The sequence below is a fragment of the Mesorhizobium sp. M0983 genome (assembly GCF_040318975.1).
Lineage (GTDB): Bacteria > Pseudomonadota > Alphaproteobacteria > Rhizobiales > Rhizobiaceae > Mesorhizobium.
Genome location: NZ_JAMYNH010000001.1, coordinates 361,635 through 377,855, shown reverse-complemented (window position 1 = coordinate 377,855; position 16,221 = coordinate 361,635). Strand labels below are relative to the sequence as shown.

Here is a 16,221-nt window from a genome sequence, read left to right as displayed (position 1 = left end):
CCCGATTGACCGCGCGCTCGTCATGGTTGATGGAACCTTTTTTGTTCATCCTCCGTTCAGATGGAAAGTTCCATGAATGGGCTCTTCCCTGGGTATTCTGGGCGTGGGGCCTGAATCTTAGGAGAGTGCGATGAAACCGCTCTTTTTATCTTCCGTCAGATCCGGGCTGATGGCCCTCGGTCTGATAGCCGGCCTCTCGGCCCCCTCGCTTGCCGGGCCGATGCCCAAACCCCTGCTGCCGGTGGCGGGCAATGCCGCCGACATCGTGCAAATTCGTGAAGATTGGGCAGGCGGCAACGACAGGCAGATCTGGCGTTGGCGCCATCGCGGCTTTCGGCAATGGCACGGCGACAATGATTGGAGATGGCGGTCCAACAATTTCCGCGGCCGTCATTTTTCGAGACACTGGGACAATGGCGGCTGGGACGACAGCTGGCGTAGGCGCCATCATCGCCGCCATTACCGTGGCGGCTACTATGATGATGGTGGTGCGGGCGCCGCGATTCTTGGCTTGGGCCTGGGGCTCGGCCTTGGCAGCCTGTACAACAACTACAACTACTACGACGCGCCGCCACCGCGGCGCTATTACCGGACACAGCGGCTGTCCAGCGCGCATGTCCAATGGTGTTACAATCGCTACCGGTCGTACCGCGCCTGGGACAACACGTTCCAGCCCTACAACGGCCCGCGCCAGCAATGCTATTCGCCCTATAGCTGAGCAGGCCGACAACAAGCATCATTCGGCGCCGTGCTTCGCGGCGCCTTTTTCTTTCAGCCAGGAATCGCGAAAATCGTCCAGCCTCCACCAGCGATAACGCTATTTTTATCAGCCAGGTCTAATAATCCTCCCGATCAGAACGCCCGAGACGCGAAAGATCGCTGGATTGCGTACGATGGCCGAGGACGAACAGAGGGACAAACGCCGGCAGCGCGTCTTGAAGGGCGCGGCGATCCTGACCGGCATGACCAACTCCGAGGTCACATGCACGCTGCGCAACATGCATGCCGGCGGTGCCGAATTGAAGGTCTCGATCGACGCGCGCGTGCCCGATGAGTTCCTGCTCTACGTTCCAACCGACGGCATTGCCTACAAGGCGGAGGTCCGCTGGCGCCGCGAGGACCGAATTGGGGTGATGTTCACCGGCACCGAACCAAAGCCCAGCTGGCACTACGGTTGAGGTTCCCGGCCCTATCCGGGTGGCAGGACTTGCAGTGTCTGCTCGTCAAACAGCGGCTCCTCCTGGCCAACGCGAATGAACAGAAGCTTTCGCAGCTCGGGTGATTGTACCTCGAAATACTGAATGCCGTCCGGGGCTTCGCCCCATTCGCCGCATGGCGGTTCGCCGACCTCGTCAGGGTCTGCAACGGCTTTCAATTCACTGAGATAAACGGCATCGGGACTGAAGACATACCGCAGGGTGCCCGTGGGCGTGACCCCTTCGGTGTAAGGCATGAGCACGCAACGTGTGCTGACAGCCTTCTCGGTCTTCTGCGAGTATATTCGCTGCAACGCGGCGCCAGCGGCCTCGCCCGGCAGCATATCGAAGACTTCGACGACGGGATCGGCCGGCCCGCCATCGCTGTATTTGATGGCAAGAGCATTGCCGCCAAGCTCGAAATGGATCTGGCGGAATCCGAAATCGCAGCGCTGTACCCAGGCAGCCAGCCCGACATCTCTGTCCGCCAGCCGTTCCCAGGTGCATTTGTCGACAGGCGGACGCGACGGCTTGCTTTGGTCGGCACGCGCCCCGATGGCCATGGCCAGAAGGACCGGCAGGGCGCAGATGCAGGCCGGCAGTCTCTTGCTATTCATCGCTGCAACCCGGCAAGGTAAAGGCATCCCAGGCTGAACCATCGGGGTTGGCTTTGGCGAAATCGGGCCATTCGGTAAAAATCGCGCCAAAGTCAGGCGGCAGCAACCCTGTTGGTGCCGGCGAGGCTTCGAGGGAGCTCAACTGCTCGGCACCGCCTGCGTTGAACGCATAGACCTGCCCATCCCACACTCTGCACAGCCCGGTGCCGTCCTCGAGACCCGCCTCACGATCGTCGTCGTTGCAGGTGTGCCGAATCGTCCCCACAGGAAACGAGTACTTGCCATTGGTCCAGGTGATGTCCGATGGCAGGCGAATGGGGGTATTGGGCACGATCAGCGAAAAGACCTCTGTCGTCAGCGCGGCCGGTTCGCGGTCGATGGGCCGGAACTGTATCGTCGCTCCCGAACGCGGCTCGCGATAGGTCGCGTGGCTGAGCGAACATTCTGTCGCGTTCGCTGCTTGCAACAGGCTCAGCATGCTCAGAAAAATAGCTGCTGCTTTGCGGATGATCATTTGAGTCCCTGGAGCAGCAGCATTGTGAAGTTTAAGCATCGATGCTTTAGCATGGCCCGAGGCCCGGTCGAAAGAAAGAAATCGATGATGCGAAATCTCTTGATGCTCATTTCGATCTTAACATTTTCGTGCGGCAGCGCCTTTGCCACGGAACCCTATGTGGGCACATGGTCCCGGGACAGATCGAACTGTACCGCCGTCGCGGATGTTCAACGCCAGACTGTTTACACATTGTACCCTGAGGCACTGTCGGTTCCTGCTTTCGGCTGCGAACACGCAACGTTTCGCAAGATATCCACGGGCTGGGTGGCGCGGGCCAGCCAATGCTACGGTTCTGATCCCACGATCGAAGAGCCGTTCTCGCGTCTCGTCCATATCGTTGGCAATGGCACGACGGTGAGATTGACCTGGCCTGGCTTCGACAGCGGAGTTCTTGTCAGATGCTGACGACAGGTGCCTTCTTCCGCTGGATATGCAGCATCTAGAACAGCAGCTTCAGATTACGCCTACCAGAAGCGCGGCTCCACCAAGGAAGCCAGCGGCGCAGATCCACAGTAGCCAAAGCCCACGCACCCTGCATTCGAGAACGGCTGCAGCCGGATTGGCGGGATCGTAGTAGACCTCGACCTTGTCGCCCTCGAGGTAGCGCTGCGATTGACCGCTGACGAGGCTCGGCAGCGACGCCGTCACGTTTGCGCCGAAAGCGATGCGATCGGCGGCGTAGCGCTGGCCGGCAACGCTATAGCTGTAGACGATGCGGGATTTGAAAACTGTGTGCCAAGGCCGATAGCCGCCTCCGGACCTGTCGCGGGTCTCGACTTTCTGCAGGCCCGAGGCGTCGATGCGTCCTGCCGTGATGGGCCACTTGGCCGCCTGTTCCGCAAGTGACTTCTGGGCAAAGCCCATGCGCAGGACAAACAATCCCATGAAAAGCAGCAGGGCCGCGGCGCCGAGGTTCTGCGGCTTGGGCAAAAACGGCCGGATCGCTTCCAGGACGCCGCCAACGGAGAAGACCAATACCAGCGCGCCGACCACCAACCCGGCCGAAAGCTGGACCATGAATTTGAAGGAACCGTCGGGCATGGTGCGTTCGATCACGGCCTTGGCTGGATCGGCCGGATTGTAGAAGACGGTTACGCCGGCCCCGTTTGGAAATTTCGCAAGGGTTTCCGCCACCGCAAAGTTTCCAAGGTTCTCCTGCACGCTGTAGTGCGAACTGCGAAACTTCTTGCCGTTCACCTTGTATTCGAAGGTGATCGCCGGGAAGTTGCGCATCTCGGTCGACCCTCTGCTGTCCGAACCGGATCCCGAACTGGTCACCTCGCGAGCCTCGACCCGCGACGAGATGATCTTTCCCTGCGTCGGAGACCAGCGGCTGACCGCCCTCACCTCCCACCACTTCAGCAAGGTGACGAGGGACAGCATGCCGGCAACCGCGCCGGCAAACCCGACCAACAGAAATTTGAGTTCCAACGCTCACCCCCTTGGCCATTTTGTGCCATGCCCTGCACACGCATACCACGACAGCGGGAATAGCGCGCCTGCTGAGAAATCAACGCAAAAAGGCCGGCGGATCGCTCCGCCGGCTTTCTTGATCGACAATGAAATTGCGATCAGTTCTTGGCCTTGTCGACCAGCTTGTTCTTGGAAATTCCCACGCGCCCGCAGGGCGAAGCCCGAGGACGCGTAACGAAACGAACGTGGATTTCCTTCAGTTCTTGGCCTTGTCGACCAGCTTGTTCTTGGAAATCCACGGCATCATCGCGCGCAGCTTGGCGCCGACTTCCTCGATCTGGTGGCTGTCGTTGTTGCGGCGGATGCCCTTGAAGCGCGACATGCCGGCGCGGTATTCCTGCATCCATTCCGAGGTGAACTTGCCAGTCTGGATGTCCTTGAGCACGCGCTTCATCTCGGCCTTGGTCTCGGCGGTGATGATGCGCGGACCCGAGACGTATTCGCCCCATTCGGCGGTGTTCGAGATCGAATAGTTCATGTTGGCGATGCCGCCTTCATAGATCAGGTCGACGATTAGCTTGACCTCGTGCAGGCACTCGAAATAGGCCATTTCCGGCGCATAGCCCGCTTCCACCAGTGTCTCGAAACCGGCGCGGATCAACTCGACCAGACCGCCGCACAACACCACCTGCTCGCCGAACAGGTCGGTCTCGCACTCCTCGCGGAAATTGGTCTCGATGATGCCCGAACGGCCACCGCCGACGCCGCAGGCGTAGGAGAGCGCCAAATCGAGCGCATTGCCCGAAGCGTCCTGGTTGACCGCGACCAGGCACGGCACGCCGCCGCCCTTCTGGTATTCGCCGCGCACCGTGTGGCCCGGGCCCTTTGGCGCGATCATGACGACGTCGACCGAGGCTTTTGGCTCGATCAGGCCAAAATGCACGTTGAGGCCGTGGGCGAAGGCGATCGCCGCGCCGTCGCGGATGTTCGGCGCGATCTCTGATCTGTAGATGTCGGCCTGCAGCTCGTCGGGCGTCGCCATCATCATCAGGTCGGCCCATTTGGCGGCATCGGCCACACTCATCACCTTGAGCCCGTCGGCCTCGACCTTCTTCGCGGTCGCCGAGCCGGCCTTGAGGCCAATGGCGATATCCTTGACGCCGGAATCCTTGAGGTTGAGCGCATGCGCCCTGCCCTGGCTGCCATAGCCGATGATGGCAACCTTCTTGCCTTTGATCAGGTTGAGATCGGCGTCGCGATCGTAATAGACACGCATTTTTCTTCCTTCCCGTTTTGAATTCAGAGGCCCTGCGGCCCGGTTTTTGCCCCGTAAAGAGCGAGAAACTGCTGCGTCGCCCGGACGGCATCGCCGCCGATCGCCGCATCAGTCAATTCCAGCCGGTCGCCGAGCAGCAGGCGGATCTGCACGTCGCGGGCGACCAGCCCGAAAAAGGTGCGGAAAGCCATCTCAGCGTCGGAAAACTCGAGGAAACCAGCTTCCTTGCCTGCCTCCAGCACCGGCTTCAGCCGCCTGGCCAGCGCGAAGCGGCCGTTCTCCAGCACGATGGCGCCGAGATCGTCCTTCCCCGAACTAGCATGGCCGACCGCCACCCGGTTCAGCGCGATCGAGGTGTCGCTCGAAATTACCCTGAGCCAGTCCGAAGCGAAGCGTTCGAGGCTCGCCGTCAGCGAGGCAAGATCGAGTCCCTTGCGGTCGACCGGCACTACCCGCACCTTGGACGCCTGCCATTGCACCGTTGCCGTCAACAGCCCGTCGCGATCGCCGAACCATTTGTAGAGCGTCTCCTTCGAGCAGCTCGCCCGCCGCGCCACGGCGGTCATGGTCAACTGATCGCCCTCTTCGACCAGCAGGCGAAGGGCGGCGTCGAGCACGGCCTTCTGCCGCTCCGTCAGCGTCTCGCTGGTGTCGATGTCGGTCACAGCGTGCAACACAGTCTTTCCTCAGGAGGCGAACTCACCCGCAGTTCAGATACGAACTCGACCGCGTACCGTACGTTACGGTTCGGCTTTATGGCGTATTGCCCGACCCGGCGCAAGCCTTATTTCTGTAGCTTGCTCCATGCGGGGCATTACGGGAGACACGGATCATGCTCGCCGGATTGCTTGCCTTGACCGTTGCCGCTGTGTTTGCAGGCGCGGCTATCTACGTCAGCGTCGCCGAACAGCCGGCGCGGCTTCGCCTCGATGACAAAGCATTGCTGCAGGAATGGCAGCCTTCCTACAAGCGCGGCGCCGCCATGCAGGCCTCGATCGCCGTCATCGCCTGTATTCTGGGCCTCGTCGCGTGGTGGCAGACCGGCAATCTCGCTTATCTGGCCGGCGCCGTGCTGATCATCCTGCCTTGGCCATGGACGCTGCTGGTGATGATGCCGGCAAATCGGCTGCTGGAGGTGATGGACGCTAACACCGTCAATCCTGAGGCTCGGACAATGATCGTCAAATGGGGCAATCTGCATCTGGTCCGCGTCGGGCTTGGGGTTCTGGCGACATTGGCATTCCTTTGGGGCAGTGCCTGACCTCGCAGATCCGCGCCATCTTCGGCACGAAGGCGTGTCACGCCAGGGCGGGCGGATCTCGCAGGCGCCCAAGCAGAGCCGACAGCGTGTCCAGATCATCGTTGGAAAGCTGGGAGCCGACCAACTCCGATATCGAGCGGCCGTAGACGACCCACATGCGGCGGCGCGTCTCGCGCCCCTTGCCGGTGATGCGGATGGTTTGCCCGCGGCCGTCATCGGCAACTGGAAGCTTCTCGACCTGCCCGTCGGCTTCGAGCCGCGCCAGCAGCCGCGAGATGTTGTATTGCGCAAACAGGGTGCGCTCGGTGAGTTGGAACGGCCGCAATCCGCCCTCGCCCGCCTCGGCAAGCTCATGCAGCACGTCGTACCAGGCAAGCGGCGGCAGGCCACTGTCCTTCAGCGCGTCCTCGGCTCGTTCCAACAACTGGCGCGAAACCCGCATCAGGCGGGCCCAGGCTTTGATTGCTGGAGGTGAAGGAATCCCGGTCATGATTACATCGTAGGCGATAGATGCAACTGCATCAAGCTTGACGATCGATGCAAATGCATCTATATAGATGCAATCGCATCAATCATGAGAGGCAATTCCGATGAAGCATGAAATCTGCAGGATCGCCGACATTCCGGAAACAGGCAGCCTGATCGCTCCGTTTTTCGGCCGCGAGGTCCATGTCTACGGCAGCGGCGAGCGTATCCGCGCCGCCGCCAACGTCTGCCTGCACTTCGGTGGCCCGCTCGACTGCAAGGACGGCAAGCTCGTCTGCCAATGGCACGGCGCCTCGTTCGACATGGCGAACGGTGATCGCCTCGAAGGCCCAGCGCCGAAGGGCTCCCGCCTGATGTTCCTCTCCACCCGCGTCGAGAACGGCGCCTTGAACTATGTCTGGGGAGAGTGAGATGACCGACAAGCTCATCCTCGTCAGCCACCATCTTTGTCCCTATGTGCAGCGCGCGGCGATTTCGCTTCGCGAAAAGGGCGTGCCGTTCGAGCGCATCGCCGTCGATCTCGCCAACAAGCCTGCCTGGTTCAAGGCGATATCGCCGCTCGGCAAGGTGCCGCTGCTTCGCGTTGAGCATGACGGCCAGGAAACGGTGATCTTCGAATCGCTCGTCATCCTCGAATTCCTCGAGGAAACCCAGCCCAATCCGCTGCATCCCACCGATCCCTATGCCCGTGCCCGACATCGCGCCTGGATCGAGTTTGGCTCGGCAATCCTCAATGCCATCGGCCGCTTCTATTCAGCGCCTACGGAAGCCGCGTTGCTCGCCGAAAGCGAGGCGCTATCGGCGGTGTTCGATCGCCTGGAAGTGGAACTGGCGAATGGCGCGGTTGGGCCGTGGTTCGCCGGTGAGCGCTTTTCACTGGTCGACGCGGTCTACGGGCCGATTTTCCGTTATTTCGACGTCTTCGACCGGATCGGCGATTTCGGCATCCTGGACGGAAAGCCGCATGTCCAGGTGTGGCGCGAGGCGTTGCGCAAACGCCCATCCGTGAAGGACGCGGTCGCTCCCGATTATCCGCAACGCCTCCATACATTCCTACAGGCGAAGGGCTCGCACCTTTCGGAAATCATCCGCCGAAACGATCCGGCCACCGGGCTTCCGCAAGCCCGATCGGCTTGAATGGATTGATCACAGTGCCTGTAATCATCGAGGCAAGGATATTCGTTTCCGGCGGAATGCTTGCCACTGGCCACCAGCCTGTCGCGGACGCAAGCCTCCAGCGCAGTATCGATACGTCCGTTCCGATGAGCGCGTAACTGATCGCCGCGCCGGCAATCGCGATGTCCAGAGAATTGCCCATTTGCCCGACCCGACCCAGGCCGGACAATCCTTCAGCGTTGTCGCTAAATCAAGCCGCTGTCTCGGCCTTGAGACTCAGCCTTCGGCAGCATCGAAAACCTTCCGCGCCTCGCGTACAGCGCCGTGATTGAGCTCGGCCCATTGGATCAGCTGGTGCAAGGGTCCAAACATCGAGCGCCCGAGATCGGTGAGGCTGTATTCAACGCTCGGCGGTTTGGTCGGAAAAACCTCGCGATGCACATAGCCGTCGCGCTGCAGATCGTGCAGCGTCTGGGTGAGCATGCGCTGTGAAATATCGGGCACGAGGCGCCGCAACTCGCCAAAGCGGTACGGCTTCTCGGCCAAGGCCTCCATCAGCAGCGAACTCCATTTGTTGCTTATGCCCTGGATCACGTCGCGAACCGGGCAATCCGCAAGGTTTCCGCCACCGCTGCCTGCTTTGTAGATCTCGAGCTTCGATCTCAGATTGACGATCTTGCCGTCCATGGCTGGTTCCCTGGCTGTGCCTACCTCCCGCAAAACTGCCTTCTTTACGAGGATGGGTCAATTCCTATTTTAGTGCTGGTCTCTTTTTGAGACTAACATATGCACCCGCCGCTCCGGCGCAACGTCAGGACCTTTCATGACCGACACCCTTCTCGTCACCGGCGCCTCCGGCCAGCTTGGCCGCGGCGTCATCAATCATCTGCTTGACACGCTCAAGGTCTCCCCTCAGCGCATCATCGCCGCTACCCGCAATCCGGAAAATCTGGCCGATCTGGCAGCCCGAGGCGTCACCATCAGGACGGTCGACTTCGACGACACCGCATCGTTGGCCAGTGCATTTACCGGCGCCGACAGGGTTCTGATCATTTCGACAAACGAGCTCGCCATTCCGGGCAAGCGCCTGAAGCAACATGAGACCGCGGTCGCCGCCGCAAAAAGCGCGGGTGTTTCGCATCTGCTCTACACATCGATGCCCAATCCGGAGCCAGGATCGCCGGTGCTGTTTGCGCCCGATCACCACGGCACCGAGCAGGCGATCAAGGCGAGCGGTATCCCCTCCACCATCTTCCGCAACGGCTGGTATCAGGAGAACCTGTTCCTGGCGCTGCCGCACGCCATCGCCTCTGGGCAGTGGTACACGTCCGCTGGAGACGGCCGCATTGCCCACGGCGCGCGCGACGATATGGCTGCCGCGATTGCCGCCGGCCTCGCTTCGAGCGCAACCGAAAGCACGACATACACGCTGACCGGCCCCAAGGCCCACACGATGGCCGAAATTGCAGCCCTCGTCACCGAGATCACCGGCAAGCCGATCGAAGTTGTCCAGCTTTCGGATGAAGCGCTGACCGAGGGATTGAAGGCAGCCGGCGTTCCCGAGGCTTTCGCCCCCGTTATCGTTTCCTTCGATACCAACACCCGCTCCGGTCGCATCAGCATGGTGACCGACGCGGTCGAGACGCTGTCCGGCAGGAAGCCGCAGCCGCTGAAGCAATTTCTTGAAGCAAACAAGGCGGCTCTGGTGAGCTGAGCCTCACAATGGCCGTGCCCTCAAGGGGCACGGCCGTTTGTTTAGATAGCCACCTGCGTCCCGATCTCGACGACGCGTCCGGTCGGGATCTGGAAATATTCCGTCGCATCGGCCGCCGAGCGCGCCAGCCCGATGAACAGCTTGTCCTGCCAGACCGGCATGCCGGAATTGGGCGATGCCTTGAGCGAGCGCCGCGACAGGAAGAAGGATGTCGTCATGATGTCGAACTTCCAGCCCTGCTTGCGGCAGATCGCCAGCGCGCGCGGGATATTGGGCTGCTCCATGTAGCCGAAGGTCAGCGTCACCCGCATGAACAGCTCGTTGACCGTCTCCATCTTGACGCGCTCGCTGTCGGGCACGACAGGCTGCGGCGCCGTCACCACCGAAAGGATGACGTTCTGTTCGTGCAGCACCTTGTAGTGCTTGAGGCTGTGCATCAGCGCCGTCGGCGCACTCAGCGGATCGCTGGTCAGGAACACTGCGGTGCCCGACACCAGATGCGGCTTCTTCTTCAGCAGATTGCCGGCGAGGAAATCCAGCGGGATCTCGTTCCGGCGGGTCTTTTCGAACAAATAGCGGGTGCCGCGGATCCAGGTCCACATGGTCAGCACAATAACTGCGGCAATGGCAAGCGAGGACCAGCCCCCTTCAAACACCTTGACTATGTTGGCTGCAAAGAAGCCGGTATCGACGAAGGCGAACACCGCCATCAAGGCGACCGCGACGCCGAGCGGCCATTTCCAGATGCGCGTCATTACAACAAAAAGCAGTATGTTCGTCACCAGCATGTTGCCGGTCACCGAAATACCGTAGGCCGAGGCCAGGCGGCTGGATTCGCCGAAGCCGACCACCAGCAACATCACCACCAGCGCCAGCATCAGGTTGATGCGCGGCAGATAGATCTGGCCCGACTGTTTTTCCGACGTGTGCTGGATGACGAAACGCGGCAGCATGTTGAGCTGCACCGCCTGCCTGGTCAGCGAGAAAGCGCCGGAGATCACCGCCTGGCTGGCGATGACGGTCGCCGCCGTCGCCAGCACGACCATCGGAATAAGCGTCCAGCCCTGGTTCATCTCAAAGAAGGGATGGCCGACAACACCGCCATTTGCGAGCACGAAGGCACCTTGCCCGACATAGTTGAGCAACAGACAAGGGAACACAATTGCCAGCCAGGCGAGCACGATCGGCTTGCGGCCGAAATGGCCGAGATCGGCATAGAGCGCCTCAGCGCCGGTGACGGCGAGGAAGACCGCACCAACAGTGACGAAGGCGACGTCGGGCGAGTTGACCAGGAACGACACGATGTAATGCGGGCTGATCGCCAGCAGGATTTCCGGATCGGCGATGATGTGGTTAATGCCGGAAAGGCCGATGGCCAGGAACCACAGCGCCGTGACTGGCCCGAACACCAATCCTACGCCGCCGGTGCCGAACCGCTGTACCGCAAACACGATCGCCAGGATGGCCAGCGTCAGCGGCACCACATAGGGCTGGAATGTCGGCGTGACGACATTCATGCCTTCGACCGCCGATAGTACCGAGATCGCCGGCGTAATGACTGCGTCGCCGAAAAAAAGCGCCGCGCCGACAATGCCGATGCCGAGGATCACCGCCGAGCGCGTCGGGAAACTGTTGCGCGCCAGCGCCATCAGCGACAGCACCCCGCCCTCGCCGCGATTGTCGGCACGAAGCACGAACATGATGTATTTGATGGTGACGGTGATCGTCAGCGACCAGATGATCAGCGAGAGTACGCCCAGGATGTCGCCACGGTTGGCGACGTTGCCGCCGGCTGATGCATGCAACGCCTCTCGGAATGCATAGATCGGGCTGGTGCCTATATCGCCGTAAACCACACCGAGTGCGCCCAGCATCAGCACCTTGGTGCTGTGCTGCTCGACCTCAGAATGGCTTGATTGTTCGACAGGTTCTGCCTCGTTACCAGCATTGGCAAGGGCCATGGACGACACTCCGATAAGCGGGCGGTGCTCTACGCTTGCTGCGCTGCAATATCAAGTGCCGTCACGTAATGGCTCCGTCCCGATATTGCGAGTCGTCCACGACTTGGCAGACTCAGTCCCATCGGCAGACTACCTGGAATGTCGCAACGGACACGTTTTTAAATAGCCACCTGCGTCCCGATCTCGACCACGCGTCCGGTCGGGATCTGGAAATATTCCGTCGCATCGGCCGCCGTGCGCGCCAGCCCGATGAACAGCTTGTCCTGCCAGACCGGCATGCCGGAATTGGGCGAGGCCTTGAGCGAGCGCCGCGACAGGAAGAAGGATGTCGTCATGATGTCGAACTTCCAGCCCTGCTTGCGGCAGATCGCCAGCGCACGCGGGATGTTGGGCTGCTCCATATAGCCGAAGGTCAGCGTCACCCGCATGAACAGTTCGTTGACCGTCTCCATCTTGACGCGCTCGCTGTCGGGCACAACCGGCTGCGGTGCCGTCACCACCGAAAGGATGACATTCTGCTCGTGCAGCACCTTGTAGTGCTTGAGGCTGTGCATCAGCGCGGTCGGCGCGCTCAGCGGATCGCTGGTCAGGAACACTGCGGTGCCCGACACCAGATGCGGCTTCTTCTTCAGCAGATTGCCGGCAAGGAAATCGAGCGGAATCTCGTTCCGGCGGGTCTTTTCGAACAAATAGCGGGTGCCGCGGATCCACGTGGACATGATCAGCCCCATGGCGCAAGCGACTGTTATCGAGACCCACCCGCCTTCGAGGATCTTGACGATGTTTGCGAGGAAAAATCCGGTATCGATCGTGCCAAACAGCAGTGTGAGCGCCGCCGCCAGTGCAAGCTGCCATTTCCACCGGAACCGCATCACGACAAACAGCAGGATGGTTGTCATCAGCATTTCGCCAGTCACCGAAATGCCATAGGCGGAAGCCAGCGAACTCGAACCGCCAAAGCCGACCACCAGCAACATCACGCCCAGCGCAACCACCAGATTGACGCGCGGCATGTAGATCTGGCCGGATTGCATTTCGGACGTATGCTGCACCTCGATGCGCGGAAGCAGATTGAGCTGCACCGCCTGGCGGGTCAGCGAGAAAGCGCCGGAGATCACCGCCTGACTGGCGATCACGGTCGCTGCCGTGGCCAGACCAACCATGGGCATCAGCGCCCAATCAGGCAGCATCTGGAAGAATGGATTGGTGGGTTTGCCGCCGTTGGCCAGAACGAACGCGCCTTGTCCGAAATAGTTGAGGAGCAGACAAGGGAACACCACGGAAAACCATGCCAGCACGATCGGCCTGCGCCCGAAATGACCGAGGTCGACATAGAGGGCTTCGGCCCCGGTGACCGCCAGGAACACCGCCCCGACCGTGACGAAGGCACCGGTGGGCGTATTGGCCAGATAAGCGACCGCGTAATAGGGATTGATCGCCAGCAGGACCGACGGGTCGTCCAGCAGATGGTACACCCCGGCGGCGCCGATCGCCAGGAACCACACTGCCGTCACCGGTCCGAACACGGCCGCCACCCTGCCGGTGCCAAAGCGTTGCACGGCAAAAAGCATTGCCAGGATGACCAGCGTGATCGGAACCACATAGGTTTCCAGCGTCGGGGTCACCACTTCCAGGCCTTCGACCGCCGAAAGCACGGAGATGGCCGGCGTTATAATGGCGTCGCCGAAAAACAGCGCCGCGCCGCACAGCCCGATCCCCAGGATGAGCTTGGCTCCATTGGGATAAGCGCTGCGCGCAAGCGACATCAGCGACAGCGTGCCGCCCTCGCCCTTGTTGTCGGCTCTGAGAACGAAAGCGACGTACTTTATCGTGACGATGATCGTCAGCGCCCAGACGATAAGCGACAGCACGCCAAGGACGTCGTTGCGCGCTACCGGTCCCGACGATGCGTGCAGCGCTTCCCGAAATGCATAGATTGGGCTGGTGCCGATATCGCCGTAAACCACGCCCAGCGCGCCCAGCATCAGCACCTTGGTGCTGTGCTGCTCGACGGTGGAGTGGCTGGATTGCTCGATGGGTTCTGCCTCGCTACCGGCGTGAGCAAGGGCCATGGACGACACTCCCATAGACGTGCGGTGCTCTATGCTGCGGGGTGGAAAGGACGCGCTGCCATGCCGGGAACGCACGGCCTATCGGCTCGCCTCTCTCTACCAGCCACAAGCCTTCAGAAACCGCCTGACCGTTGCGGCCATGCCATACTCCAACGCATCGGCTGTCAACCCATGTCCGATCGACACTTCGGCCAATGCCGGGATGCGCCTGGCCAGTGCCGGCAAATTGCTCACCACAAGGTCGTGCCCGGCATTGACCTGGAGCCCTGCAGCAAGTGCGGCATCCGCCGTCTTTCCCAATTTCTCCAATTCCTTCGCCGCTTTTGCCGAATCGGAATGATAGCTGCCATATGGACCCGTGTAGAGTTCGATCCGGTCGGCGCCGGTGTCGCGAGCGGCTTTCACGCCATCGGGATCCGGATCGGAAAAGAGCGATACGCGAAAGCCTCCCTTCTTCAGGCGCTTGACGACCGGTGTCAGGAACGCAGCCCCGGCGGCGAAGTTCCAGCCATGGTCGGAAGTCGCCTGCACCGGGTCGTCGGGCACCAGCGTCACCTGTTCCGGCTGATGCTTTTCCACAAGCGCCAGGAACTCCTCGGTCGGATAGCCCTCGATGTTGAATTCCGCACTCGGGAACTCGTCGTCGATCAGCGCCCTGATCTCAGGCAGATCGGAATGCCTGGTGTGCCGCTCGTCGGGTCGCGGGTGCACCGTCAGCCCATGCGCACCGGCGGCAAGGGCGATGCGTCCGAGCCCCGTCACGCTTGGCCACGGCAGGTCGCGCCGGTTGCGCAGCATGGCGATGGCATTGAGGTTGACGGAAAGCTTTGCAGGCATTTGCACGGTTCCAGGCTGATCTCGGCGCGCATCTATAGCGCCTTTAAGGGGAACAGACAGAGGGTTTCAGGTGTTCCAGGGGAACGAAGAAAATCGAGCGCAAGGAGTTTCCTGTTGAATTTTCTCGATGCCGTGCCGGCGATCCGCCGCATCGATACCGATCGCGAAGACCTCTTCGCCATCGATGTCGTCGGCCATGTCGCAGCGGCTGATGCCGAAAACCTGTTCGGATTGCTGGAGGCAGCCTACGCGCTGCACACGAAAATCGACGTGCTGGTGCGCCTGATCGATCATGAGGGTGTCGACTGGACCGACGTATCGGACGAGACGATCGAACAGGGCATAGCTCACGCGGTGGAGCATATCGGCCGCTGCGCGGCGGTCGGTGAGCCGAACTGGATAGCGGAGGCAAGAGCCTTCTTGCCAGCCTCTTTGCCTATCGAACTCCGGCATTTCGAGGCTAAGGACGAAACCGCCGCCTGGGAATGGCTTGGCGCCAGACCGATCGCCCAGCGCTGATACGGCCGCCCTATCGGACGATCGTCAGCCGTTCGGCCGCGCGCGTGATGGCGGTGTAGAGCCAACGCTGCCGGGTTTCCTTGAATGCCCAGCTTTCGTCGAAAAGCACGATCTCGTTCCACTGCGACCCCTGCGCCTTGTGCACGGTCAGCGCGTAGCCATAATCGAAATCGTCGAAGCGCTTCTTCTGCTGCCAGGGAATGTCGGCGTCCGGATCTTCGAACGCCGCCTTGAGCAGTTTGATCTTGGCGACGCCGCGATCCGGATCGTCTTCCTCCGGCGAGACCAGCAGATTGATGCCGGGCTTGACCGTCTCGCGCGACGAGGTCATCACCTTCCACAGCGAGCCGTTGAGCAACCCCTTGGCTGGATCGTTGCGCAGGCAGACCAGCTTGTCGCCGGCTTGCGGATAATCGGCGTTGAACCCCTTCAGCTCGCGCAGCCGCTGATTATAGCGACGGCGCGTGCGGTTGGTGCCGACCAGCACCTGGTCCGCCTTCAGCACCAATTCCTGGGTGACGTCTTCCTTGCCGATCACTTGCGCCGCGCCATAGTCGCCGCGCATGAACTCGCGGCCCTCGCGCACATCGAGCGCAAGCCGGATGATCGGGTTGTCGCGCGCCTGGCGATGGATTTCGGTGAGCAGAATGTCCGGCTCATGGTCGGTGAAGAAGCCGCCGCCGGAGATCGGCGGCAACTGGCCGGGATCGCCAAGCACCAGGATCGGCGTGCCGAAGCTCATCAGGTCACGGCCAAGCTGCTCGTCGACCATCGAGCATTCGTCGATGACGACGAGCTTGGCCCGCGAGATCGGGCTCTGCCGGTTGAGCGAAAAGGTCGGCGACATCGAGGTTTTGCCGGTCACCTCGTCCGCTACCGATTCCTCGCCTTTCGGCCGGTAGATCAGCGAATGGATTGTGCGGGCATTGACCGCGCCCTTGGAACGCAGCACCTGCGCCGCCTTGCCGGTAAAGGCGGCGAACTGCACCTGGCCGTCGACATGCTCGGCGAAATAGCGCGCCAGCGTCGTCTTGCCGGTGCCGGCATAGCCGAACAGCCGGAACAGCTGCGGCTTGCCGGCTTTCAACCAGCCGGCCACCGCCTTCAGCGCCTCGTCTTGTTGAGGGGAGAATTCCATCAGCGCGACAGACCGGATTCGCGAGGGAAAGACAAGGTGACTGCCGTCACCATCAACTT

At 61.4% G+C, this 16,221-nt stretch carries 18 protein-coding genes; 7 read left to right on the top strand and 11 right to left on the bottom strand.

Annotated elements, in window-relative coordinates:
* Nucleotides 1-130: 130 nt before the first annotated feature.
* Together NKH71_RS01975 and NKH71_RS01970 are read left to right on the top strand one after the other, a co-directional pair.
* Entirely contained in the window at nucleotides 131-718 is a 588-nt protein-coding gene (locus NKH71_RS01975) for a BA14K family protein (RefSeq protein ID WP_352483023.1), read from the top strand.
* A gap of 175 nt (nucleotides 719-893) precedes the next feature.
* Nucleotides 894-1,178, top strand: coding sequence for a PilZ domain-containing protein (locus NKH71_RS01970; RefSeq protein ID WP_352483022.1), 285 nt, complete (start codon nucleotides 894-896; stop codon nucleotides 1,176-1,178).
* Between the two features lie 11 nt (nucleotides 1,179-1,189).
* On the opposite strand, the gene NKH71_RS01965 is transcribed toward NKH71_RS01970, so the two are convergent.
* The 5 genes from NKH71_RS01965 to NKH71_RS01945 form a co-directional block, all read right to left on the bottom strand.
* Complete coding sequence (locus tag NKH71_RS01965; RefSeq protein ID WP_352788440.1) at nucleotides 1,190-1,813, bottom strand: hypothetical protein; 624 nt, start codon at nucleotides 1,811-1,813, stop codon at nucleotides 1,190-1,192.
* Nucleotides 1,806-2,327, bottom strand: a complete 522-nt coding sequence (locus NKH71_RS01960) for a hypothetical protein (RefSeq protein ID WP_352483018.1) — start codon at nucleotides 2,325-2,327, stop codon at nucleotides 1,806-1,808. Before NKH71_RS01960 ends, NKH71_RS01965 begins: the two co-directional genes overlap by 8 nt.
* 495 nt (nucleotides 2,328-2,822) lie before the next feature.
* A complete protein-coding gene (locus NKH71_RS01955) occupies nucleotides 2,823-3,800 on the bottom strand; it encodes a DUF3592 domain-containing protein (RefSeq protein WP_352483017.1) in 978 nt (325 codons plus the stop codon).
* A 238-nt stretch (nucleotides 3,801-4,038) separates the two neighbouring features.
* Entirely contained in the window at nucleotides 4,039-5,058 is a 1,020-nt protein-coding gene (gene ilvC / locus NKH71_RS01950) for a ketol-acid reductoisomerase (RefSeq protein WP_352483016.1), read from the bottom strand.
* A 23-nt stretch (nucleotides 5,059-5,081) separates the two neighbouring features.
* Complete coding sequence (locus NKH71_RS01945) at nucleotides 5,082-5,735, bottom strand: TetR/AcrR family transcriptional regulator (protein ID WP_023720781.1); 654 nt, start codon at nucleotides 5,733-5,735, stop codon at nucleotides 5,082-5,084.
* A gap of 155 nt (nucleotides 5,736-5,890) precedes the next feature.
* Here NKH71_RS01945 and NKH71_RS01940 point away from each other — a divergent pair, with 155 nt between their 5' ends.
* The gene (locus NKH71_RS01940) at nucleotides 5,891-6,319 is read left to right on the top strand and encodes an anthrone oxygenase family protein (protein WP_023720782.1); all 429 of its coding nucleotides are present in this window, start codon (nucleotides 5,891-5,893) and stop codon (nucleotides 6,317-6,319) included.
* Nucleotides 6,320-6,356: 37 nt separating this feature from the next.
* Here the strand turns inward: NKH71_RS01940 and NKH71_RS01935 are convergent, their stop codons facing one another.
* Nucleotides 6,357-6,809: a MarR family winged helix-turn-helix transcriptional regulator gene (locus NKH71_RS01935; protein WP_023720783.1), complete on the bottom strand. Its 453-nt coding sequence runs from the start codon at nucleotides 6,807-6,809 to the stop codon at nucleotides 6,357-6,359.
* A gap of 100 nt (nucleotides 6,810-6,909) precedes the next feature.
* On the opposite strand from NKH71_RS01935, the gene NKH71_RS01930 reads away from it, so the two are divergent.
* Nucleotides 6,910-7,215, top strand: coding sequence for a Rieske (2Fe-2S) protein (locus tag NKH71_RS01930; RefSeq protein WP_023720784.1), 306 nt, complete (start codon nucleotides 6,910-6,912; stop codon nucleotides 7,213-7,215).
* A 1-nt stretch (nucleotide 7,216) separates the two neighbouring features.
* Nucleotides 7,217-7,942 (top strand): glutathione S-transferase family protein, encoded by a 726-nt coding sequence (locus NKH71_RS01925; protein WP_036245317.1) that lies wholly within the window; start codon nucleotides 7,217-7,219, stop codon nucleotides 7,940-7,942.
* A gap of 255 nt (nucleotides 7,943-8,197) precedes the next feature.
* On the opposite strand, the gene NKH71_RS01920 is transcribed toward NKH71_RS01925, so the two are convergent.
* The gene (locus tag NKH71_RS01920) at nucleotides 8,198-8,608 is read right to left on the bottom strand and encodes a winged helix-turn-helix transcriptional regulator (protein ID WP_023720786.1); all 411 of its coding nucleotides are present in this window, start codon (nucleotides 8,606-8,608) and stop codon (nucleotides 8,198-8,200) included.
* 136 nt (nucleotides 8,609-8,744) lie between these two features.
* Between NKH71_RS01920 and NKH71_RS01915 the strand changes: the two genes are divergently transcribed.
* The gene (locus NKH71_RS01915; RefSeq protein ID WP_023720787.1) at nucleotides 8,745-9,635 is read left to right on the top strand and encodes an SDR family oxidoreductase; all 891 of its coding nucleotides are present in this window, start codon (nucleotides 8,745-8,747) and stop codon (nucleotides 9,633-9,635) included.
* A gap of 41 nt (nucleotides 9,636-9,676) precedes the next feature.
* Here NKH71_RS01915 and NKH71_RS01910 read toward each other — a convergent pair whose 3' ends face one another.
* The 3 genes from NKH71_RS01910 to NKH71_RS01900 form a co-directional block, all read right to left on the bottom strand.
* Nucleotides 9,677-11,596: a potassium transporter Kup gene (locus NKH71_RS01910; protein WP_352483013.1), complete on the bottom strand. Its 1,920-nt coding sequence runs from the start codon at nucleotides 11,594-11,596 to the stop codon at nucleotides 9,677-9,679.
* 158 nt (nucleotides 11,597-11,754) lie between these two features.
* The gene (locus tag NKH71_RS01905; RefSeq protein ID WP_352483011.1) at nucleotides 11,755-13,668 is read right to left on the bottom strand and encodes a potassium transporter Kup; all 1,914 of its coding nucleotides are present in this window, start codon (nucleotides 13,666-13,668) and stop codon (nucleotides 11,755-11,757) included.
* A gap of 96 nt (nucleotides 13,669-13,764) precedes the next feature.
* Nucleotides 13,765-14,505: a pyridoxine 5'-phosphate synthase gene (locus NKH71_RS01900; RefSeq protein ID WP_023720789.1), complete on the bottom strand. Its 741-nt coding sequence runs from the start codon at nucleotides 14,503-14,505 to the stop codon at nucleotides 13,765-13,767.
* A gap of 114 nt (nucleotides 14,506-14,619) precedes the next feature.
* Here NKH71_RS01900 and NKH71_RS01895 point away from each other — a divergent pair, with 114 nt between their 5' ends.
* Entirely contained in the window at nucleotides 14,620-15,024 is a 405-nt protein-coding gene (locus NKH71_RS01895) for a SpoIIAA family protein (RefSeq protein WP_023720790.1), read from the top strand.
* Nucleotides 15,025-15,034: 10 nt separating this feature from the next.
* Here NKH71_RS01895 and NKH71_RS01890 read toward each other — a convergent pair whose 3' ends face one another.
* Nucleotides 15,035-16,162 carry an ATP-dependent DNA helicase gene (locus NKH71_RS01890; RefSeq protein WP_023720791.1) on the bottom strand — a complete coding sequence of 376 codons (1,128 nt, stop codon included), beginning with the start codon at nucleotides 16,160-16,162 and terminating at the stop codon, nucleotides 15,035-15,037.
* Between the last annotated feature and the right edge of the window lie 59 nt (nucleotides 16,163-16,221).